The 21,252-nt window shown below is 60.0% G+C and carries 19 protein-coding genes; 13 read left to right on the top strand and 6 right to left on the bottom strand.

Annotated elements, in window-relative coordinates:
• Positions 1-2: 2 nt before the first annotated feature.
• The 7 genes from BV106_RS24365 (at position 3) to BV106_RS24395 (ending at position 8,581) form a co-directional block, all read left to right on the top strand.
• Positions 3-1,154, top strand: a complete 1,152-nt coding sequence (locus BV106_RS24365; RefSeq protein WP_038169094.1) for a carboxynorspermidine decarboxylase — start codon at positions 3-5, stop codon at positions 1,152-1,154.
• 33 nt (positions 1,155-1,187) lie between these two features.
• Positions 1,188-2,450, top strand: coding sequence for a saccharopine dehydrogenase family protein (locus BV106_RS24370; RefSeq protein ID WP_038169095.1), 1,263 nt, complete (start codon positions 1,188-1,190; stop codon positions 2,448-2,450).
• 16 nt (positions 2,451-2,466) lie between these two features.
• The gene (locus BV106_RS24375) at positions 2,467-3,861 is read left to right on the top strand and encodes an MATE family efflux transporter (RefSeq protein WP_051946269.1); all 1,395 of its coding nucleotides are present in this window, start codon (positions 2,467-2,469) and stop codon (positions 3,859-3,861) included.
• An 11-nt stretch (positions 3,862-3,872) separates the two neighbouring features.
• The gene (locus BV106_RS24380) at positions 3,873-5,705 is read left to right on the top strand and encodes an IucA/IucC family protein (RefSeq protein WP_051946270.1); all 1,833 of its coding nucleotides are present in this window, start codon (positions 3,873-3,875) and stop codon (positions 5,703-5,705) included.
• Positions 5,706-5,787: 82 nt separating this feature from the next.
• Positions 5,788-6,699 carry a hypothetical protein gene (locus BV106_RS24385; RefSeq protein WP_265596037.1) on the top strand — a complete coding sequence of 304 codons (912 nt, stop codon included), beginning with the start codon at positions 5,788-5,790 and terminating at the stop codon, positions 6,697-6,699.
• A 739-nt stretch (positions 6,700-7,438) separates the two neighbouring features.
• Positions 7,439-7,858: a DUF3592 domain-containing protein gene (locus BV106_RS24390; protein ID WP_038169096.1), complete on the top strand. Its 420-nt coding sequence runs from the start codon at positions 7,439-7,441 to the stop codon at positions 7,856-7,858.
• 270 nt (positions 7,859-8,128) lie between these two features.
• Positions 8,129-8,581: a GNAT family N-acetyltransferase gene (locus tag BV106_RS24395; RefSeq protein ID WP_038169097.1), complete on the top strand. Its 453-nt coding sequence runs from the start codon at positions 8,129-8,131 to the stop codon at positions 8,579-8,581.
• Positions 8,582-8,690: 109 nt separating this feature from the next.
• Here BV106_RS24395 and BV106_RS24400 read toward each other — a convergent pair whose 3' ends face one another.
• The 4 genes from BV106_RS24400 to BV106_RS24415 all read right to left on the bottom strand — a co-directional run bounded on the left by BV106_RS24400 (position 8,691) and on the right by BV106_RS24415 (position 13,147).
• On the bottom strand, positions 8,691-9,890 hold the full coding sequence (locus BV106_RS24400) for a cation:proton antiporter (RefSeq protein WP_051946272.1): 1,200 nt from the start codon (positions 9,888-9,890) through the stop codon (positions 8,691-8,693).
• A gap of 90 nt (positions 9,891-9,980) precedes the next feature.
• The gene (locus tag BV106_RS24405; RefSeq protein WP_038169098.1) at positions 9,981-10,304 is read right to left on the bottom strand and encodes a DUF2218 domain-containing protein; all 324 of its coding nucleotides are present in this window, start codon (positions 10,302-10,304) and stop codon (positions 9,981-9,983) included.
• A gap of 26 nt (positions 10,305-10,330) precedes the next feature.
• A complete protein-coding gene (locus tag BV106_RS24410) occupies positions 10,331-12,037 on the bottom strand; it encodes an NAD(P)-binding domain-containing protein (RefSeq protein ID WP_038169099.1) in 1,707 nt (568 codons plus the stop codon).
• Between the two features lie 393 nt (positions 12,038-12,430).
• A complete protein-coding gene (locus BV106_RS24415) occupies positions 12,431-13,147 on the bottom strand; it encodes a metallophosphoesterase (protein WP_051946273.1) in 717 nt (238 codons plus the stop codon).
• A gap of 114 nt (positions 13,148-13,261) precedes the next feature.
• On the opposite strand from BV106_RS24415, the gene BV106_RS24420 reads away from it, so the two are divergent.
• A complete protein-coding gene (locus tag BV106_RS24420) occupies positions 13,262-14,152 on the top strand; it encodes a class I SAM-dependent methyltransferase (protein ID WP_051946274.1) in 891 nt (296 codons plus the stop codon).
• An 11-nt stretch (positions 14,153-14,163) separates the two neighbouring features.
• Here BV106_RS24420 and BV106_RS24425 read toward each other — a convergent pair whose 3' ends face one another.
• Positions 14,164-15,186, bottom strand: a complete 1,023-nt coding sequence (locus tag BV106_RS24425) for a low specificity L-threonine aldolase (RefSeq protein ID WP_038169100.1) — start codon at positions 15,184-15,186, stop codon at positions 14,164-14,166.
• A gap of 6 nt (positions 15,187-15,192) precedes the next feature.
• Here BV106_RS24425 and BV106_RS24430 point away from each other — a divergent pair, with 6 nt between their 5' ends.
• From BV106_RS24430 to BV106_RS24440, 3 genes are read left to right on the top strand one after another with little or no spacing between them, the layout of a single operon-like run.
• Positions 15,193-16,161, top strand: coding sequence for an ADP-ribosylglycohydrolase family protein (locus BV106_RS24430; protein ID WP_265596038.1), 969 nt, complete (start codon positions 15,193-15,195; stop codon positions 16,159-16,161).
• 55 nt (positions 16,162-16,216) lie between these two features.
• The gene (gene nrdR / locus BV106_RS24435) at positions 16,217-16,711 is read left to right on the top strand and encodes a transcriptional regulator NrdR (protein ID WP_038169101.1); all 495 of its coding nucleotides are present in this window, start codon (positions 16,217-16,219) and stop codon (positions 16,709-16,711) included.
• Between the two features lie 27 nt (positions 16,712-16,738).
• Positions 16,739-17,092 (top strand): histidine triad nucleotide-binding protein, encoded by a 354-nt coding sequence (locus BV106_RS24440; protein WP_038169102.1) that lies wholly within the window; start codon positions 16,739-16,741, stop codon positions 17,090-17,092.
• A gap of 87 nt (positions 17,093-17,179) precedes the next feature.
• On the opposite strand, the gene BV106_RS24445 is transcribed toward BV106_RS24440, so the two are convergent.
• A complete protein-coding gene (locus tag BV106_RS24445) occupies positions 17,180-19,252 on the bottom strand; it encodes a carbon starvation CstA family protein (RefSeq protein WP_038169103.1) in 2,073 nt (690 codons plus the stop codon).
• Positions 19,253-19,363: 111 nt separating this feature from the next.
• Here BV106_RS24445 and BV106_RS24450 point away from each other — a divergent pair, with 111 nt between their 5' ends.
• Together BV106_RS24450 and obgE are read left to right on the top strand one after the other, a co-directional pair.
• A complete protein-coding gene (locus tag BV106_RS24450) occupies positions 19,364-20,023 on the top strand; it encodes a M15 family metallopeptidase (protein ID WP_038169104.1) in 660 nt (219 codons plus the stop codon).
• A 66-nt stretch (positions 20,024-20,089) separates the two neighbouring features.
• Positions 20,090-21,127 carry a GTPase ObgE gene (gene obgE / locus BV106_RS24455; RefSeq protein WP_038169105.1) on the top strand — a complete coding sequence of 346 codons (1,038 nt, stop codon included), beginning with the start codon at positions 20,090-20,092 and terminating at the stop codon, positions 21,125-21,127.
• Positions 21,128-21,252 lie beyond the last annotated feature (125 nt).

The raw sequence follows: 21,252 nt of genomic DNA on the forward strand, positions 1-21,252 counted from the left end.
GTATGCGGCTCTCCACTCCCTATTATCTGATCGACGAGGCCCGGATGCTCCCCGCCATGGAGCGCATCCGCCTGGTCCAAGAGCGATCCGGGGCGAAATGTGTGCTCGCGCTGAAATGCTTCTCCAGCTGGTGCGCCTTCGATTTCATGCGCCAGTATCTCGTCGGCACCACCAGCAGCAGTCTTTGGGAGACGCGTCTGGGCCACGAGAAGTTCGGGGGTGAAACGCACGGTTACTCAGTCGCCTACGCCGACGACGAAATCGCAGAAGTCGTCAGCTATTGCGACAAGGTCATTTTCAATTCGCTCGGCCAACTTGATCGCCTAGGCCACCACGCTGCCCACATTTCGGTGGGCCTGCGTCTCAATCCGGAAGTCGGACACTCCGGCTACGAGCTGAGCAATCCCATCTGCCAATACTCCCGTCTCGGCGCACGAGCCCAGAACCTGCCGGACAACATCGGCGACCGCATCCAGGGGGCGATGATTCACGTCAATTGTGACAACGACGACTTCGGCAGCTTTTCCTCGCAGCTCGATGTCGTCGAGAAACGCTTCGGCGCGCTCCTTCCCCAGCTCAAATGGCTGAGCTTCGGCGGAGGGATCGCCTTCACTAACGAATCCTATCCGATAGACGATTTCTGCCGCCGCCTTCGCGACTTTTCCGAGCGTCATTCTCTACAGATCTATCTGGAGCCCGGCGAGGCCGCCGTCACTGACTCGACCAGCCTCGTGGTCAAGGTGCTGGACATTGTCGAAAACGAGGTGCCCACTCTCGTCGTCGATGCGGGTGTGGAGACACACCTGCTCGACGTGCTGACCTACAACTTCACGCCTGAACTTTTCGAGAGCGAACCTCTCGCCAAGGACGCAAAGGACCTTGGTAGCCGCCCCGGTCACATCTATCGGGTTTGCGGACGCACCTGCCTCGCCGGAGACCACTTCGGCAACTACGCCTTCCCCCGCCCCGTCGCTATCGGCGACGAGCTCCGTTTTCCGAATGTGGGTGGTTACTCGATGGTGAAGAAGAACTTCTTCAACGGCATCAAGATGCCTGCCATTTACCACCGGAAACTCTCCGGTGAGCTCCGCCTCGCGCAGCAGCCGACCTACGAGGACTTCCGCGAAGCCCTCACCCACACGCATCTCGTCTAACTCATCCCTCTTCTCTACTCGCCGCAATCCGTCATGAAAAAGAACGTTCTCATCATTGGAGCTGGTGCCGTGGGCGCTGTCGTTGCTCACAAGTGCGCCCAAAACAGCCACGTGTTCGGTACGATCTGCCTGAGTTCGAGGAATGCTGAGAGCAGCCAGTCGGTGGTCCGGTCAATCGAGGCCAGAAACTACCGCCGCGAAGAGTCTTTTCAGATCTTTGCCCGCACCGTGGATGCCTCCGATTCCGCCCAGGTCGCGGGCCTCATTCGCGAGACGGGATCCCACATCGTCATCAATGTTTGCACCGCCTTCGTCAACATGTCGGTCATGGATGCCTGCCTGGAGACCGGCGCGGCTTACATTGACACCGCAGTCCACGAGGACTCCGCAGTGATGAACGCGCCCTATCCCTGGTATGCGAACTTCGAGTGGAAAAAGCGTGAGCAGTTCGCCCAAAAAGGTGTCACCGCCATTCTCGGTGTCGGCTTCGACCCCGGCGTCGTCAACGCCTACTGCGCCTATGCCGCACGATACGAATTCGACTCCATCACCTCTATCGACATCATGGATGTGAATGACGGCAGTCACGGTCGCTTCTTTTCCACGAACTTCGATCCCGAGATCAATCTGCGAGAGATCATCGAGGACGCCGGCTGTCTTGAGGACGGCGAATGGCGCACCTTCCCCCACCACTCCCGCACCACCGACTACGACTTCCCCGAAGTGGGCGAGAAGAAGCTGTATCTGATGGGGCATGACGAGGTGCACTCCCTCTCCAAGCACATCAAGGGGGTCGATACCGTGCGCTTCTGGATGGGCTTTGACGAGCACTACCTGCGCTGCCTGGAGGTTTTCGAGAAAACCGGGCTGCTCAACCACGAGAAGGTCACCACCTCCTGCGGTCAGAGTGTGGTCCCCCTCCGGGTGCTCAAGGCCTGCCTGCCCAACCCCGCCAGCCTCGCGCCGGACTACACGGGCAAGACCTGCATCGGCACCCTCATCAAGGGCCACAGCAAGGGCGAGCATAAGGAAATCTTCATCTACAACCTCTGCAGCCACGAGGAGACCTTTGCCGATGTCGGTTCCCAGGCCATCGCTTTCACTGCGGGCGTGCCGCCTGTCGCCGCCGCCATGCTCGTAGCCCAGGGTGACTGGGATGTAAAAGGCATGGCCAACGTGGAGGAACTGCCCCCTCTTCCTTTCCTGAAATTGCTTTCGCGCCTCGGGCTCCCGACAGCCATCCGCAAGGACACGGCGGCAGACGCGCCCAAGCCCGACGAGCTGATCTGCGCCTGACACTTTCCTCGAACCGATGACCTCCGAGAAAAACCCCGCGCTGAGCGGCGCGGTGCTGCCCACCTTTTTTTACTACGCGATCCCTTCAATGGTGGGATTGATCGCGCTTACCACGACGAGCCTGGTCGATGGCGTCTTCGTTGGCAACTATGTCGGTGCAGACGCCCTCGCCTCGGTGACGCTTCTTGTGCCGCTCCTCACCGTCCTCTATGCCCTCGCCTTGATGTTCTCCATCGGCGGTTCGGTGGCCGCGGGGACGCACATCGGCGCGAAAGATCCAGGCTCGGCCTCCTCCGTTTTCAGTCAGACCCTCATCGTCACCGTCGCGACCACCTCGCTCTTTGCCCTTGCCAGCCTTGTCTTCGAGCCCTGGCTGTTCCGGCTCCTCAATGTGCCGGCCGAGCTGGTGCCCATGGTCCGCGAGTATTTCGGCATCCTACGCTGGGGCCTCATCATCCAGCTCACGACGATGGTGCTGTACTACTTCGTGCGTGCGGACGGCCATCCCATTCTTGCCACGGTCTCGCTTCTCGTCGGTTCGCTGGGGAACATCGCCCTCGACCTGTTCTTCGTCTGCCAATGGGGATGGGGCCTCGCCGGTGCCGCATGGTCCACCGCTGTCGCCCAGGTGGCGCAGGCCGGTGTGCTCTGTGCCTATTTTTTCAGCCGCAAGCGGACGCTGCATTTCGTCTGGCGGCAGACCCGTTGGTCCCATTTTTTCAAGGCTTGCTACAACGGCGTTTCAGAGTTCATCAATGAAATTTCCGCCGGCTTCATAATCTGGCTGCTGAACTTCCTCCTCATCGCCCGCCTGGGGGTTGATGGCGTCGCTGCTTTCAGTGTCGTCAGTTATTACATCTACCTCAGCTTGATGCTGACCTATGGGCTTGCCGACGCCGTCCATCTGCTCGTCAGTCAGAATTTCGGTGCGGGAAACCATCAGCGGAGCCGGCAGTTCCTCTTCACGGCCCTCATCGGTTCAGGCGGCATCGGTCTCATCCTCTCCGTCTCCCTGCTGCTTTTCCGAGACCACCTCACCGGCTGGTTCCTGAGCGGCGAGGACACTGCCATCGTGGCCGAAGCGGGCCGCCTTGCCTATGCGGTCTGGCCGCTCTTCCTCGTCAACGGCGTCAATGTCATCTTAAGCTGCTATCTCACCGCCATCCACAAGCCGACCCCATCAGCCATCGTTGCCACTCTGCGCGGCCTCGTGCTGCCCGCCTGCTTCCTGCTCGGCCTCGCCCACCTCTTCGGGCAAGCGCCCTTCCGGGACAACGTCTCGCAGTGGTCCTTCCTCTGGGCGCTGCCACTTGCCGAATGGATCACCCTGGCCGTCGCCATCGTCTTTTACCACCGCTTTCGCCCTGACGGGCTCGAACCTGCATTCCCGCTCCAGCCCGTCGAGGACTGATCTTTGCCCCCATGCACCTCACCGCCGCCGACGCCTCGCTCCAGGCCTTCTGCAACTGCTACCTCCGTGAAGTTGACGAGGGTCTCTGGCACGACCCCGCATCCTTCGCCGCCCGCTTCGGACTCGACGCCAGAGCTGGGATCCGCGATGTCGTGGAGCTATCACTTCCGCACAGCGACACGACCCTCGCCCTCTTCGTCAGCTACCGTTCCCTCGTCGGACGACACGCCATCGCCGAAGTCCACGAACGCCCTACCGGTTCATCCGCTTGGCGGAAGCTCGACGCTCTTACCGTTCAGCTCCGGCTCATCGACGAAATCTACGCAAAAAATCCCGCCAGCCCCCAGCGCGTCGAGCTGCTCTCCCGCGTCGTTGAAAGCCATCAGGTCATGGACCGTTACCTGAGCCACCGAGTCTCCGGCATGGGTCTAGGAAATCCCGCACATCAGACCTCCTTCATCGAATCCGAGCAGGCCGTTGTCACTGGCCACTGGCTCCATCCCACACCCAAGTCACGCCAGGGCATGCATGCCTGGCAACACCCCGTTTACACTCCCGAACTCAACGCGCATTTCCGGCTGCAATTCTTCGCCGTCCGCCGCCAGCTTGTTATCCAGGACTCTCTTCTCGACTCACCCGCTGAGATCCTTGGCTTTGAAATCGCGTGCCACGGACTCGACGAAACCGGTCGGCAACGTCTCGCCGATCTCGCTGGCTCCGGCTACTCCCTGCTTCCCATCCATCCGCTCCAGGCCCACTGGCTTCACCATCAGCCCCACGTTCGGGAATTGCTCGCCGCAGAGTCATTGATCGCCCTCGGCGAACTCGGTCCTTACTTCACCCCGACCTCCTCGGTCCGCACCGTCTATTCCGCGGACCTCGACTGGATGCTCAAACTCTCCATTCCAGTCAAACTCACCAACTCCCTCCGCCTTAACCTCAAAAGCGAGCTCGGCGACAGCGTCTGGGTCAGCAAGCTCCTGCGGAGATGCCGCGTCGAGGAAGAGTTTCCGGGCTTCTTCGTCCTTGAAGACCCCGCCTATCTGGGCCTTGACCTTCCAGGCATGGAAGAAACAGGTTTCGAGGCCATCTTCCGCACCAATCCCTTTCGCGACTCGCGTCGCCACCAAGCCGTCCACTCCATCGCCGCCCTCACTGAGGATCCCCTTGATGACACGGGTCATTCACGCCTCTTCGACCTTGTCTGGCAGCTAGCCGAGCGGCATGGCCTGTCCCTCGCTCACGCCGCAAGCCGCTGGTTCGATGCCTATTGGACCGTCGCCATCGCCCCAGTTCTAGGTATCTACGAGCGCCACGGCATCGGCCTCGAAGCGCACCAGCAGAATGTCGTCCTCGGCTTTGCTGGCGACGGAATACCCGAGGCCTCCTACTACCGCGACATCCAGGGCATCGCCCTGGCCGACAGCCATCGCGAGGCCCTCGTCGATCTAGTTCCCGAACTTAACGACCTTCCCAAAGTCTTCGAACCCGACGAGATCGTCTGCAACGGCCTCGGCTATTATCTCATCTTCAACCACCTCTTTGCCATCGTTCACCGCTTTGGTGCGGATGGCTTGATCAACGAGCAGGACCTTCTCTGCCGCGTCGAAGCCAAACTCGCGGCCCTGCGCGCCACCATGGACGGCCCCGGTGCCACGCTCATCGACATCCTCTTGCAAAGCGACTCCCTGCCCTGCAAGGCCAACCTGCTCACCCGCATTGAGGACCGGGATGAAATCGAGTCCGAATGCGAACTCGCCGTTTATGTACCGATTGCCAATCCGCTGGCGCGAGGATTCGCAGGGGCGGAAACACTTGCATTGGAGATGGCGGGAGCAGTTTGACCCGGTCTCCTGGCGCCCCGAGTTGGTTCGTCTTGTCATGAAGAACCGAGAAGCCCCCTCCCGGGATCCTTTTTAAAGGAACATGAATGCTTTGCTAAGATCCAGCTTCTTGTTAGTCACCGTCTTGTTCGTTTCCACCTTCACCCTTGCCTCTGCGCAGGTGAGGGAGTTTGGCTGGCATGACAAGGGGGTGACTCCCTACATCGCCAGCCAGCTGGATCCCCGCTTCTCCTTCATGCTCTACATTCCCAAGGGCTACCAGGAGAACGGCACAGAAACCTGCCAACTCCTTGTCCTCGTCCACGGCACCGAGCGCCGTCCCGATGTTTACGTCGAGCACATGCGGGAGTTCGCCGATAAGAACCGTGTCATCCTCCTCGCCCCGCTCTTCCCCCTCAACACCCACGGCCGCCAGGATCTGGAGAACTACAAGCTCATCGACTACAAGGGCACTCGTTACGATCTTGTCCTCCTCAGCATGGTCGATGAAGCGGCCTCGAAATACCGTCTCACGGGGAACACCTTCTTCATGCATGGGTTCTCCGGCGGTGGCCACTTCACTCACCGCTTCTTCTATCTCCATCCCCATCGCCTCCGTGCCGTTTCCATCGCAGCGCCCGGCTTGGTCACCCTTATTGACAACACCGCCGACTGGTGGATCGGCACGCGGGACCTCTACAGGCGCTTTAACGTGAAGCTAAACCTCGCCGCCATGCGCCGCGTAAGCGTCCACATGGTCGTCGGCGCTGAAGACACAGATGAATGGAACGAACCCATCACCCGCGATTCCGAATACTGGATGGGTGAAGGCGTGAAAGGAGCCGACTACAACACGACTGGAAAAAACCGCATCGAGCGCCTTGCCACTCTCAAGAAGAACTATGAGCAGCACGGCATCCCGGTCGCCATGGACGTCGTCCCCGGCGCCTACCACGACGAAACGAAACTCTTCCCCTCAGTCCAGAAGTTCCTCGAAGCCGAACTCGTCAAGTGAGGAGAACTGACCAACCGTGCGCAGTTGGGGTGGCTGCCAAGAAACCACCTCGAGCGACCTGTCTCAGACCGAAGTTGATCCCAGTATGAGATCTGTAGCACAGCCCAAGGTTGGACCAGTCCCGCTCTGTGCATGCGCGTCAGGATAAGAGTCTGATGCGTTCATTCGCCGATTCAAGGCCGTGACGCCAAAGGGTCCAAGGAGCGACGGTTTGTGCTTGCACAACCGCCGGTGGTTGCCGGAGGAAGCATGCTTCCAAACAACAAGGCAGCGACAAGACCACATAACGTGGTGGCTGTTTGGCGATCGAGCACTCCGTTTTCCGTCGGCGGTTGTGCAAGCACAAACCGCCGCTCCTTGTGGCCGTCCGGTCTTGCCAAGCGGTGGAGTCAGTTGCCCGCCACTTCCTTAACCTGACGCACATGCGCTCTGCGGGACGAGTCAACCTTGGGTGCCGTCACACGAGATGGTCAGGTGGAAAAGCCGACAGCATCCGATTCCTCCCCACCGACATCAATACCTCCACGTCAGCCCCCGGAGGTTCCTTGGCAAGCAGTCACGAAAGCAGAAGCTGCTGCTTCCGGAACCGCCGTCTCGCACCTTTCCGTCCGGTGAAATTGACACTAGGGAGCCCGTCGGTCAGGATTGAAGCACTGAGCCAACACTGCTCTCTCACTGAGCGATGGTGGTTCTCGTTGCTCGATCCGGCAGGTGCCCTGCACGGCCCATCTTCCTCGTAATGAATCTCCTCGCTCTTTGCGCTGCAGCGGTGGTTGCGACACCTGTGGTGATCATGGCGCGTAATTTCCTAAAGGTGCGCCGCTGGCAACGCGTCCCGGGCGTGGTGCTCTCCACCGGGATGAGGCAGATGAACTTTCCGAGGAGTCCGGCCAGATCCCATCGGCCGGTCATCCGTTACAGCTACCTCGTTGACTGCACGGAGCACCTTGGCAGTGTGTATCTGCATGGGGCGCATGTCGGCGGAAGCAAGCGATGGGCGCAGCGCATCCTTGACCGCTATCCCCAGGGAACATCCATCACGGTCCGGCATGACCCCGCTCTGCCCTCACGATGCTGCATCACGGTGGAGTTCGGGTTCTTTGGCTGGGTGCTGACGGTGCTGTCCCTGTTGCTGTTCATACTGGCGGCGTGCCTCTGAAAGAGGGGGCGAACCGGGCGTGATGGCACAGGCGAGATGTCACTTCACGATCACCCCGCCCCCTTGCACTCGGCCCGATACCTTCGGTTGGCAACATGCTCTTGCCGTCCTCAGCTCTTCCGTGATTTTAAAATTGAGCATGTAGATTCCGATGCTGCACTATATTGGTAACACAGTGGCTAAACAGTCGCATAACTCAACCAACAGCGAACAAGCGGATGCAGGCAACCAGCGTTCCGCCGGTGCCTGATCCTTGAAGTTGGGCAAAATATGAACATCGCGAGAGCACGCGCCAAAGACGCCGAAGCGTTGACGAGAATTGCCATCGCGGCGAAACGTCACTGGGGCTACCCATCAACCTGGATGCAGCAGTGGAAGAACGCACTTACCGTCACTTCGGAGTATATCGCTGAGCATCCAACGTTCATCGCCAACACTGAAAGTGAAATCGTCGGGTTCTGCGCATTGCAGATTAACGGTGTCGAAGCGTTCTTGGACCATTTGTGGGTTTTGCCGGCATCGATGAAAAAAGGCGTGGGGCGCGCGTTATTCGAACACGCCGAGAACCACGCACGGAAAGTCGGGGCGACTCACTTGACGATTGAAGGTGATCCTCACGCTGTGGAGTTCTACATGCGAATGGGCGCGAGAATCTACGGTCGTAGGCAAGCAGACATGGACGGGCAGGAACGATTTCTTCCTCTGCTTGAGAAAGCACTGTGAACCCCAAACAGCCCAACAAGGCGCTAGAGCCAACGCCACCTGAATTCGTTATGGGCATCCTCTGGCTGTGTTTCTTGCCGTGGCAACTGTGTCCGGATCTCGATACATGCTATTCATTCCCACCTCGCCACAGCCGGAGCAGCGGCGCAGTCATGAAGGTGCTGAACAACGCCATCACCACCAGGGCGGAATAGATCTCCACGGAGATGATACGCGCCTCAAGCAGGATGTTGATCGCGACCAACTCCATCAGCCCCTTGCACTGCATGAGGGTGCCGAGCAGGAAAGATCGCGACCAGGCGAGTCCGCCCAACCTCGCCGTGCAGGCCACCACCAGCATCTTCGTTGCCATGGCGGTAAAGGAGAACAGCGCCACCAGCCCCCAGAACCGCGTATCCCCCCATTCGATGTGCAGCCGCAGCCCGGTCGAGACGAAGAAGACCGGGATAAGCAACCATTTGATGGTCTCCGAGACGTCGGAGCCCCACTGCAGCAAGGCCCGCTGCGGCAGGATGGCCCCGCCGATGAAAGCTCCCAGCATCGCGTGAACCCCGAGCATGTCTGTCACCGCGGCGGATAGAAGAATCACGCACACGCCCAGCAGCGCGCCATCGTGTACGCGATCCACCTTCCGGTAGAGGAGATCGAGCAAGGGCCTGCCCACAAAGGCCATGGCCAGCGCAAACGCCGCTACCGGCAGCAGCGTGCCAAACGCACTGCCCGAGCGCACACCCGCCAGCGACAGCACTGTGATAAGCCCCAGCCAGAGCCAAAGGTCGTCAAGCAACGCGCTCATCAGAGCGAGCCTGCCCACGCGGGTCTCCTGAAGTCCGGTCTCCTTGAGGATCGCCACCAGCACCGGCATGGCCGTCACGGCCAGACAGATGCCCACCGCCGCGCCGAACAGCATAGGGGTGCCACGCTCGCCAGCGAGCTGCGGCTGTGCCTGGACGAGGAACCATCCCAAGAGCCCACCAACGAGCAGGGTGACGCCGAAACCCGCGACGCTAATGGCGACAAAGCGCAGTGGGGCTTCACCACCCTCCGGCTTCGCATGCACACTGGAAAGAGCCACCAGGAGGACCACTCCCAGCCATCCAATGCCCTGCACTGATGAAGCCAGCGGACCGTCGAGCAGCTCCACACCCTGCGCGGACAGCCAGGCCTGGCCGCCGCTGAGCTGTAGAGCCACGCCAAATAGGAGCTGGATGAACACGAGAGGCAGCACCTTGCTCACGAGCGGCAACCTGCCGACCAAAGCGGGCACGGCCAGGAAGCCCGTGATCACGAGAAAGAAATGGGCAGACATGCCAATGGATACAGGCGCATGGGGCGCGGCGAGGCCTCAGGGGCAGATTGCCACCCCTGCACCCCGCAGCGCCCCTGCCCTGCGCAAGCTTCAGGTTGTTTCCGGAACCAAGCGGAGGCCGCCCTCGCGAGCTGCGAAGCGGTCAAGGTGGCTGTCAATCGCGCCCCAGTAGGCGTCGAGCTGGGTGAGCGTGAACGCTGTGAGCTGGACGTCAAGCCGGGACTCTGTCGCGCGGAGGATCGCGATGGCATCCTCTGGATAGTCGGGGTCATCATCTTCTTTTGGAAAGACGACCTTGGCACCTTCGTCATCGAGTTGGATGGCGAACTTGCGCGCCCAATGCCTGCAGAGCGTATCGATGTAGCGCCGACCGTTTTGGACCTCGGCCGAGCCGTTGCGTGTGAGAGGTGTCATGTGCTGGAGATTTCCTGAGGCTGTCACTAGGGCATCATATGTTTTGGATGCACCGATGTGGGCATCATCCGCAGCACCGACATGTGGTAGCACATGTTCCCACGGTCCTCGACGGGCTCAGAATACAGGTCAGCCAGGGCCGCCTTGGGGAAGCTGTGCGGCCCCACGATGCGATAGGCTGAGGGGTTGAAGCTTCCGAACCAGACCTGGACAAACAACTTGGGGTTGAGGAACAACTTGCGAAGCGGCAAGAGGCAGCCGATCTCCCGCGCGAGCGCATCAAGGTATAGAACTTGGGAAGGGTGGGATTCTGTGTGCCGGGGGCTTAGCTCGGTCCAGTACTCCTCCCAGCTCTTCTCCTCGGCAATAATCTCGGAAAGGTTTTTAGGCGGCTGCAGCTTCCCGCTGAGCACCCGTGCGAAGTAACGGGCCTGCATTTCCGCGCAGATCGGGATGCCGCCCGAGAACGGACGAAGGAAGCCGATGAAGGCGACCTTGCCATCATGACCGGGATGCAGGAAGTGCCGGTAGAGGTTGCGGACGTTGCCTTCTTCGATGCTCAGGTCACCCAACGTCAGATCGCGCTCGTAGCCAGTGCACAGCACCACCGCGTCGTACTCGGCTGAGGCACCGTCCTTGAAGTGGACAGTGGCCCCCTCGGAACCGGCCAGCCCGGTGTCATTCACCACCACCTTGCCGTTCACAATGCTCGGGATGAAGCTGACGTTCTTGCAGAAGATGCCGCGGGGGCTCCAGCTGCCTTCCGGGTGGGACTTCTCGTTCCACTGCTTGATCAGGTCCCAGTTCGCTTTCTCCTCCTCACAGCCCACGTCCATCTTGTAGGGCACCATGGGCTCACCCAGCAGGTTGACGTCCGCGTAGGTACGCGGTTTGATCCGCTCACGCAGCGCCTGCATGATACCCCCAATCGACGAGATCAGCCCCAGGCCCACGGACACGGCACCGAATGCCGTCTTGGCCAGCCGGCTACCGCCCCAGAAAGTCTTGTAAGGCACCGGGCGTTTAGTGGCGCGATCGTACATCTCATGGTGATGCGCGCGCACGGTGCGGCTGTCGGTGCTGCGGTGATCATCCACGATCCTCGCCAGCAGGAAAGTATAGGAACGAATGGCCAGGGTGGTCTTGGCGGCGGTCTCGCCGATCTCCCTCACGATGTCGGCCCCGGACTCGGCCAGACCGACGATCAGTACACGTTTCCCACGGAAGCGCTCGGCGTTGCGATACCCCGCGGAGTGCACGATCTCGCCGGTGAAGTTGGCCAACTCCGGGAACTGGCGTTGGGGCGTCTTGAATGGGCCAGAGCACATCGCAACCGCGTCAAAGTTCTCACTGGACTCGACTCCGTGGCAACGGGATGTGACGACATAACCTTGCGCGGTCTTCTTCACATCAGTGACCTCCGTGTGGGAGCGAATGCTGCCCAAAAGACCAAAGCGGTTGGCGTATTCGGTCAGGTAATCGAAGTACTCCTGCCGGGAATAGAATTTGCGGCCGCCCTTGAAGGGAAAGTCCGAGAAGGCCATCAACCGCATGGAGATGGTCAGCTTCAGGTGATCGAACGCCTTCGTCTTCGTGCCGTCGTCCCCATCACGGAGCCAGATCCCGCCGAGGCCGGAGTTCTTGTCGTAGCAAACGACCTCGTGTCCCTCATCGCGTAGCTGTTTGACCGTAGTCAGTCCACACGGACCTGCTCCAACAACACAAACTCTCATCTACGAAATCTCCTTCTTTTATGTTTGGTGGTTCTTGCGATGCCATCGCCGATCGATCGTTTCGATTGCATGTGGCAGTTTTTCGAATCGATCATCTGATATTGAGATTCATTAGCTATGTCAACATCAGAAAATGTGCTGGATTTGTTATAGCCCGTTTGGCAACTGCGGAACTTCGAACGGCAATGCGTTCAAGATGAGATCGACAGCCTGGCCTTCGGCAATCAGGGATGGTGGCCGTTGTTTCATCGAATGGGCTGATTCTCATCAGGGCGCTGCGCGTCGGAGCCAATCGCGGTGTTCCCGCTTGTGATGGATTTGTTTTCGATGCTCCACTAATCGAGCACCGCCTGGCCGGGTTCGCCCGCAATGCAATGCTTTCACCTGCCTGCCCTAATACACCACCGTCTCCGCCCCTTCACTGCTGCACCAGCGCACGGTCCGGTTCTCCAGATCCACCCAGAGATGCGGTGGCGTGGAAGACATCTCGTAACCTGCATTGAAGGCAAGTGCCGGCCCCACCCTGGCCTGCCAGGCCCCTTCTGCCTGAAACGGTGCTTGGTGGACGTGACCGCAGAATACCAGATCAGGCTTTAATTCCTCGATCCATCCCTGCAGTTCAGGAGAGCCAAAATGCACCTTGCCCGTCCAGCTCAGCGGCGTGGGTTCCGGCGGGCCATGATGGACCCAGATCCACGTACCCTGCCGATTTGCATTCGCTTGGCGCAACTTGGCAAGCGCCGCCTCTTGTTGATCGGGATGCAGAGTCCAAGGGCAGATGCTCACGGTCACGTCCTGTAGAGTCACCGTATCACCATCCACCTCAATCCCCGAGTCACGCAGATCCTGCATCCACGCGGCCGCATACGGAGCACCTTCTTCCGGCTGATCCACATCGTGGTTGCCGGAAGAGGCCAGCACCCGGGTCTCCCGCACGAGTCTGGAGAGGTACTTCTCCACCACCTGACTCTGCACATCCACACTGACGTACGAGCCGATGTCCAGAAAATCACCCGCGAGGACCATAGCGTCCACCTCAGCCACCTGGCGCAGCAGCCAGTCGAACTGCTTCAGATTGTAATGCAGATCCGCGGTAACAAGAAGCTTCATGCGGTGGCAGGGCACAGGTGTAGATCAACTTCCTACCAGATCAAGACCGCATGAGCCAATCTTCATTGACATTGCAGCAGACTGGCTTCTGCTGGAAAGCTCAATTTCCCAGGAATGAAGTCTGCCAGCACGTCCCCTCCTCCGCACCAGTTGCTCACCGCCCAGTGGCCCGCCTACCGGTTGCTGGACACGGGGGCAGGCAGAAAGCTGGAGCAATGGGGCTCCCACATCATTCAAAGGGATGAACCCAAGGCCTGGTGGAAACCCACCCTGCCCAAGTCAGAGTGGCAGAAAGCCATCAACCAACTGGATGCGAAGACGGGCGTCACAGTCGGCGGGAAGGAAACCTCCTGGACCCTGCCGCTTCAGGATCTGCAGGTTCGTCTCCGGCTCACTCCCGGCTCTCGCCATGTGGGTGCGTTTCCGGAGATGGCCCCCCAGTGGCTCTGGCTTCAGCAGAAGATCCGGGCCATGAGAGATCCCAAACCCAAGGTGCTGAACCTCTTCGGCTACACAGGCATCGCCTCCGTGATGGCCGCGGCCGCCGGGGCAGAGGTGGTGCATGTGGATGCCTCCAGGCCGTCTCTAGACTGGGCGAGGGAAAACCTTGAACTGAATCCCAAGACCGCCCACAGCAGCACCGTCCGGTGGATGCTGGATGACGCCTTCGCCTTCGTGCAACGGGAAGTGCGCCGCGGGAACCAGTACGCCGGGATCCTGCTCGACCCTCCCAGCTATGGCAAGGGACCCAAGGGCCAGATCTGGAAGGCCGAAGAGCAACTGCACGAGCTCCTCACCACCTGCAAGGCCCTCCTGCGGGAGAAGAATGCCCTTTTCATCCTGACTCTGTATAACCTCTCCATCTCCGCCTACTCCGTGCACAATCTGTTGCGACAGGTCTTTGCCCTCCCCTCTCCTGATATCGAGATTGGCGAACTCAGCCTGGTGGATGAAGCGGCCGGCAATGTGCTGTCACTGGCCAACTACGGTCGCTTTGCCCGCTGAGGCTGCCGGCATCAGGCCGCATCGCGCAACACTGCCTCGACTTCTGCCGCCGTGGTCTTCCACGAGCACATGAACCGCGCTCCGCCACCGATGAAGCTGTAGTACTTCCATCCGGCCTTCTTGAGCTTCTGATCCACCGCCTCTGGCAGCTTGGCGAACACAGCATTCGCCTCCACCGGGTGGAGAATCTGCACCCCTTCAATCTTCCGCAGCCCTTCCGCCAGCGTCTGGGCATGCCCATTGGCTTGCCGCCCATAGTTCAACCAGACCCCGCCCTTGATCAGGCGACGCCATTGGGCAGAGATGAATCTCATCTTGCTGGCCAGCTGCCCGGCCTGCTTGCAGCGCCACGCAAAGTCACGGCTCAGGTTCTTGTCGAAGAAGACCACCGCCTCCGTCATCGCCATGCCGTTCTTAGTGCCGCCAAAGCACAGCACGTCCACTCCCGCCCGCCAGGTGACGTCGGCCGGGGCACAGTTCAAAGACGCCACTGCGTTGGAGAATCGCGCGCCATCCATGTGAATGGACACCCCCTTGCTGCGAGTGACGCCCCATAGTTCCTTCAGTTCCTCCTGCCGGTACACTGTGCCAAACTCGGTGCTCTGGCTGACACTGAGCGCCCTCGCCTTGGGATAGTGCAAATCCTGCCGGTGGGTGATGAGCCGGGACACGTCAGCGGGGTGACACTTCCCCATTTCACCCTGGGCCAGGAGGATCTTCGACCCGTTGGAGAAGAACTCCGGAGCCCCGCATTCGTCGGTTTCCACGTGGGCAACCTGATGGGCGATCACGCTGTGGTAGCTCTGGCAAAGAGAGGCCAGAGAGAGCGAGTTCGCGGCCGTGCCAGTGAAAACGAAGTACACGTCGCAGTCCGTCTCAAACAGTTCACGGAAAGCATCGCAGGCCTCCCGGGTCAGGTGATCGTCCCCATACGATGGCTGATGCCCTTCATTAGCCTCTTGGAGCGCTTCCCAAGCCTCGGGACAAATTCCTGCGGTGTTGTCACTCGCAAACTGGCATCCTGGTACGATCATAAGAACATGATGGAGAAGACGCCAGGGTTGGAAAGTCAAATTGCGGGCTCCTTGTGGGGAGCCGTGGTGGGAGACGCCTTGGGAGTACCGGTTGAGTTCCGCAGCCGTGCAGAACTGGCCCTGCATCCGGTCGTGACCATGACGGGCAATGGTACCCACCATCAGCCCCCCGGCACCTGGTCGGACGATTCCTCCCTGATCTTCTGCACGCTGGAGTCGCTCCTGGAATGCAATCATCTGGTGGCCCAGGACATGGCGGAACGCTTCCTGCGCTGGCTGCGCCGCGGCTACTGGACGCCCTACGGGGAAGTGTTTGATCTGGGCATTGCCACCCGTCAGGCCCTGGCGCGGTTTGCCGAGGGGCGCCCTCTCGCCCGCTGTGGTGGCCGGGAGGAGTTCGACAACGGGAACGGCTCACTCATGCGCCTGACCCCCGTCTCACTCTGGGTGTGCAATACCACTCCAGAGGAAGCCATCGCCTCCTCGCATCTGGCCTCGATCATCACCCACGCCCACCTGCGCTCTCAGCTGGTTTGCGGATTTTTCACCCTGATGGTGCGGGGCCTCTACCAGCAACTCTCGCCTCTCGAAGCCCTCAAGCAGGCCTGGTCACAGGCCGAGGCGCTCTACTCCACGGACGAGGAGTTTCACAAGGAGTGGCCCGCTCTGCACCAGATGCATCCCGATGTGCTTCCGCAGATGGGCGAGGCGGAGGTGCCCAGCAGCGGCTACTGCGTGCACACCCTAGAGGCGGCGGTCTGGACGCTGCTCAAGAGTCAGAGTTTTGAGGAATGCGTCCTGCACGCCGTGAACTTGGGGGAAGACACGGACACCACCGGCTGCGTAGCGGGTGCCCTGGCGGGACTGGTTTACGGCGTAGAATCCATCCCACCGGCTTGGACCCAGGCGCTGGCAAGACACGAAGATGTCACAGAAATCATCGGTAAGTTCACCCAAAGGATAGCCCAGCGTTGACGAATCCATTTGCGCCCGTCATTCCCCATGACACACTCCGGAGAAACGAACCCTTATGCGCTGCCCCAAGTGCGGAACTCTCGAAGACAAAGTCATCGATTCGCGTGAAGCGAAAGATGGTAGCTCGGTGCGCCGTCGCAGGGAGTGTCTTTCCTGCAACCATCGCTTCACCACCTATGAGCAGGTGGAGCACGAAGAATTGCGGGTCATCAAGCGCAACGAATCGCGACAGCCTTTCAGCCGGGACAAGCTGATCGACAGCATGAAGAAGGCCTGCGGTAAGCGACCCGTCGGCATTGAGCTGCTGGAGCACGCCGCCGACGGTATCATCACGGAGATCAGCGCCGCCGGTTACCGTGAGGTCCCCTCCCGCGTGCTTGGCGTGAAGGTGATGCAGCACCTGGAGGCCATCGACCACATCTCCTACGTGCGGTATGCCTCCATCTACCGCGAGTTCCAGGAACTGGGTGAGTTCATCAGTGAAATCAACTCCCTGGAAACCCGGGTGCCACGTGACGTGAAGCAACCGGAGCTCTTCCGCAAAATGTAGGTGCGAGACCGTCCCTTCCCTGCTCCAATGGCAGACATGACGCTGTTCCAAAAGATTCTGGCCCGCGAGATTCCCGCCACCATCATCTACGAAGACGACGACTGCTTCGCGATCAAGGACATCAACCCTCAGGCACCCGTCCATGTGCTGGTGATCCCCAAGACGGTCATTCCCCGTGTGGGTGACGCCGTCCCAGCGGATCAGGCCACGCTGGGAGCCCTACTCCTTGCCGCTGGCAAGATCGCCGCCCAGCTGGGCGTCAATCCCACAGACAAGGGTTTCCGTCTGGTGATCAACCACGGGCGCGACGCTGGAGAGACCGTGCCCCACATGCATGTCCACCTGCTGGCGGGCCGCGATCTGACCTGGCCTCCCGGTTAATAGGCGGCGGTTCAGGAGACTATCCACTGCACAAAAAAGGGCGGTCGTGAAGACCGCCCTTTCTTATTGGAACTCAGTTCAGCGCGCTCACACCGCGTCCGGAAGCCGGACATACGGACCTTCCTTGAGCACGGAAGGCTTCAACCCGCGAAGGATCTTCACCCACTCCAGCACGCAACCGATCACGATCGTCGTGACGAAGATCAAGAACATCGAGGTGATCCCGATGTCCACCTTGGCGTTGAAGACAGCGGTCTGCGCTTCCTTGATCTGCGCTGCGGTCAGCGGGACATTGTGGATGACACCCGCAGCGAGAATCGCCTCCTGCTTCACCACCTCAGGCAGGAATCCCGCCGCCTGCGGGGAGAAGATCTTCAGGTAGCCAGCGCTGAAGGTGACGCAGAGCAGGAACACCAGCGGCACCAGCGTGCACCAGGCGTACTTGGCGCGGCCCATCTTGATAATGATCGTCGTGCCCAGGCAGAACGCGATCACTGACAGGAGCTGATTCGCAATCCCGAAGATTGGCCAGAGGCTCTTGGCAATGCCGTAGGGATCGATGGCACCGTTGTACAGGAAATAACCCCAGGCTGCCACCAGCGCCGCACTGGCCACAATGTTGCCCAGCCAGGAACTCGTGTCCCCCAGCGGTTTATAGAATGTCCCCAGCAAGTCCTGCAGAATGAATCTTCCCACCCGGGTCCCTGCATCCAGGGTCGTCAGGATGAACAGCGCCTCAAACATGATGGCGAAGTGGTACCAGAGATCCAGCAGCCCGTGGCCCATGTTGAACTTCTTGAACACCTGGTCAAACATGGCGGCCATGCCGACGGCGAAGGTCGGAGCCGCCCCCACTTTCCCGATCAGCGTGGGTTCGCCCATGTCCCGGGAGAGGTCTTCCATCTCCTTCATGGTCACGGGGAAGCCGGCATCGTTCACCTTCTGCACGGCAGCCACCATGGTCTCGGGCTTGGCGTAGTTGGCAGGCGTGTTAATGGCGAAGTACTGGCCGGGCTGGAGCGCGCAGGCGGCGATGATCGCCATCAGGGCGACGAGCATTTCCGTCACCATGGCACCGTAACCAACCATGCGAATCTCCTTCTCCCGGCTCATCAGCTTGGGCGTGGTGCCCGAGGAAATAAGGGAGTGGAATCCGGAGATGGCCCCGCAGGCAATCGTGATACAGACAAACGGGAACACCGTGCCCGGCACCACCCAGCCGCCTCCGTTCACAAACTTCGTCACCGGCGGCATGTGCAGGGGTGGCGCCACCAGCACGATGAAGATGCCCAGAAGAGCCACCGTGCCCAGCTTCATGAAGGTGCTGAGGTAGTCACGCGGAGCGAGGAGCAGCCAGACCGGAAGCACCGAGGCGCAGAAACCGTAAATCATGATCGCCCAGGCCAGCGAAGTATCGCTCCAGGTCAGCATGGCGTTCATTTCCGGCGTGAGAAGGCGTCCACCCCACACGCACCCGAGCAGGCCAATCACCCCGAATGCGGAAACCGTCCCGACCTTCATGCCCGCCCGGATGGCCAGGCCCATGATCATGGCCAGAGGAATGGTCATTGCGATGGTGAACAGACCCCAAGGGCTGTGGGCGAGCGCCTTCACCACCACCAAGCCGAGTACGGCGAGGATGATAACCATGATCGCCAGCAGACTGATCATCGCCACCAGACCAATGAACGGGTTGATCTCATCCTTGAGCATCTGGCCGAGTGACTTGCCCTCGCGGCGCATCGAGCTGAACAAGACCACCGCGTCATGCACACCACCGCCGAGCGTGGCCCCGATCAGAATCCAGAGGGTGCCAGGAAGGTAGCCGAATTGCGCGGCAAGCACCGGACCCACCAGCGGGCCAGGACCGGCAATCGCCGCGAAGTGGTGACCGAACACCACCCACTTGTTGGTGGGGACAAAGTCTTTGCCATCGGCCTTCGTCACCGCAGGAGGAGCCCGATGATCATCCAAAACGAGCACCTTGGCCATCAGCCAGGCGCTGTAGAACCGGTAGCTCACCGCAAAGGCGCAAACCCCGGCCACGACCAGCCACAGCGCATTTACCGGCTCTCCTTGCTGGAAAGCTGACACCGCCACGGCCACTGCACCCAGTACAGAAATGGCCAACCAAATGAGAATACGCCAGAGTTTTGACATGTGGGATATGTATAGGAAGAGGAAGCGCGAGTGGCAAGACTCCGTGAATGCATTATTGCGTCCCGAGTTGAGCCTTCTGGCAAACGCCCGCCGTTGATGAATTATTGCAGCATGAGGCCTTTCAACATCCTGCCTGCCCTATTGCTTGTCTTCACGACGGCATTCCTGCACAGGCTTCCCGCAGAAACGAAAGCTTCCGCCGCCCCCACCCAGCAAGACCTGGAGTTTGTGGAGGTCATCAAGATCATCCCCAATCTCGTGGTGGAACTCCCGTACGCATCCGAGCAAAACTTCTTCAAAAAGCGCTTCTATGCTGCCAATCGCTGCTTTCTCCGCCGGGGTGTCGCAGAGAAGCTCGCCCAGGTTCAAAAGGCGTTGAATGCAGATGGCCTGGGACTGAAGATATGGGATGGCTACCGGCCCCGCCGGGTCCAGTGGGAGTTTTGGAAGGTGTTGCCCGATTCGCGATACGTCGCCGATCCCAAAGAAGGTTCCCGACACAATCGCGGAGCTGCTGTGGATGTCACGCTGGTGGATCTGCGGACCGGGATTGAACTCCCCATGCCCACTGGGTTCGATGATTTCAGTCCCAAGGCCGCCTCAGATTTCTCTCTCCTCCCGCCCCAAGCCCTGAAGAATCGCACCATCCTGCACCAGGCAATGAAGAAGCAGGGATTTACGCCCTTGCCCAGCGAATGGTGGCACTTTGACGCTCCTGGCTGGCAGCTCTATCCTCTGGAAGACCGGGACCTGTTGGCCGAACTTCCTTGACGTCCCAAGCCAACCCTCCCTTTTTTCCTTGTTCCTTTCTCAAATCTCGGGATAGTCCACCTTCCCATGTTTGTAGATCAGATCCGAGTATTTGCCCGTGCCGGTAGAGGCGGCGACGGCAGCGCACACTTCCACCGCGGCAAGTTCCGCCCCAAAGGCGGCCCTGACGGCGGCGACGGAGGTAATGGCGGCAATGTGATCTTGCAAGTGGATCCCAGCACCGACAGCCTTCGCACCTTCTTCTTCAATGCCAAAATGACGGCAGAGGACGGCAAGCCCGGAGCCGGTGCCCAGTGCACAGGCCGTTCCGGATCCCACGGTGTTTACAAGGTCCCACCCGGACTCTTGGTCAGCCGGATCGAGGAGCGTTTTGATGAGGAAACCGGGGAAATGGTGGCTGAAACCACCCCTGTGGCTGACCTCACGGAAACTGGACAAGAATACGTCCTGTGCAAAGGCGGCAAGGGCGGCAAGGGCAACGTGCACTTCAAGAGCCCGACCAACCAGGCTCCCAAGGAGTTCACTCCGGGAACAGAGGGAGAATCAGGCTTCTACCATTTCGAGCTCCGCAGCATCGCTGATGCGGGTCTGGTCGGCTTCCCCAATGCGGGCAAGTCCACGCTTCTGACCAAACTCTCCCACGCCAAGCCCAAGATCGCGAACTACCCGTTCACCACCTTGCAGCCCCATGTGGGCGTGGTGCAATTCACAGATACCCGCCGTGGCACGGTGGCAGACATCCCGGGGCTCATCGAGGGCGCGCACGCCAACGTCGGCCTGGGGCATGACTTCCTGCGCCACATCATGCGCTGCCGCATCCTCCTCTTCGTGGTGGACACCCCGGGCAGTGAAGGACGCGATCCGGTCTCTGACATCTCGACTCTGCGTGAGGAGATCTCTCTGTACAGCAGTGAGCTTGCCAAACGCCCCTGGTGCATCCTTGCCAACAAGATGGACCTTCCTGAGGCTGAGGAAAACCTCGCCCTCCTGAAGGATCGCTTCAAGCGGGTGAAGATCATCCCGATCTCCGCCAACGAAGGCGACGGGATGGACAAGCTCAATGCTTTTCTCTCCGAGAAAATCGGGCACGAGAAGCCATTTTGATTTGCCGCAGGGAGCCCGGGCCCTGTCGTTTTTTTGGGGATCGGGGTATTGCAATACCCCGATTTCCATTCCAGTTATTTTTGCCAATATAAATCCAGACGCATGTTGCTGGCGAAAATGCAGGG

Origin of the sequence: Verrucomicrobium sp. BvORR106 (assembly GCF_000739655.1) — a bacterium.
Lineage (GTDB): Bacteria > Verrucomicrobiota > Verrucomicrobiia > Verrucomicrobiales > Verrucomicrobiaceae > Verrucomicrobium.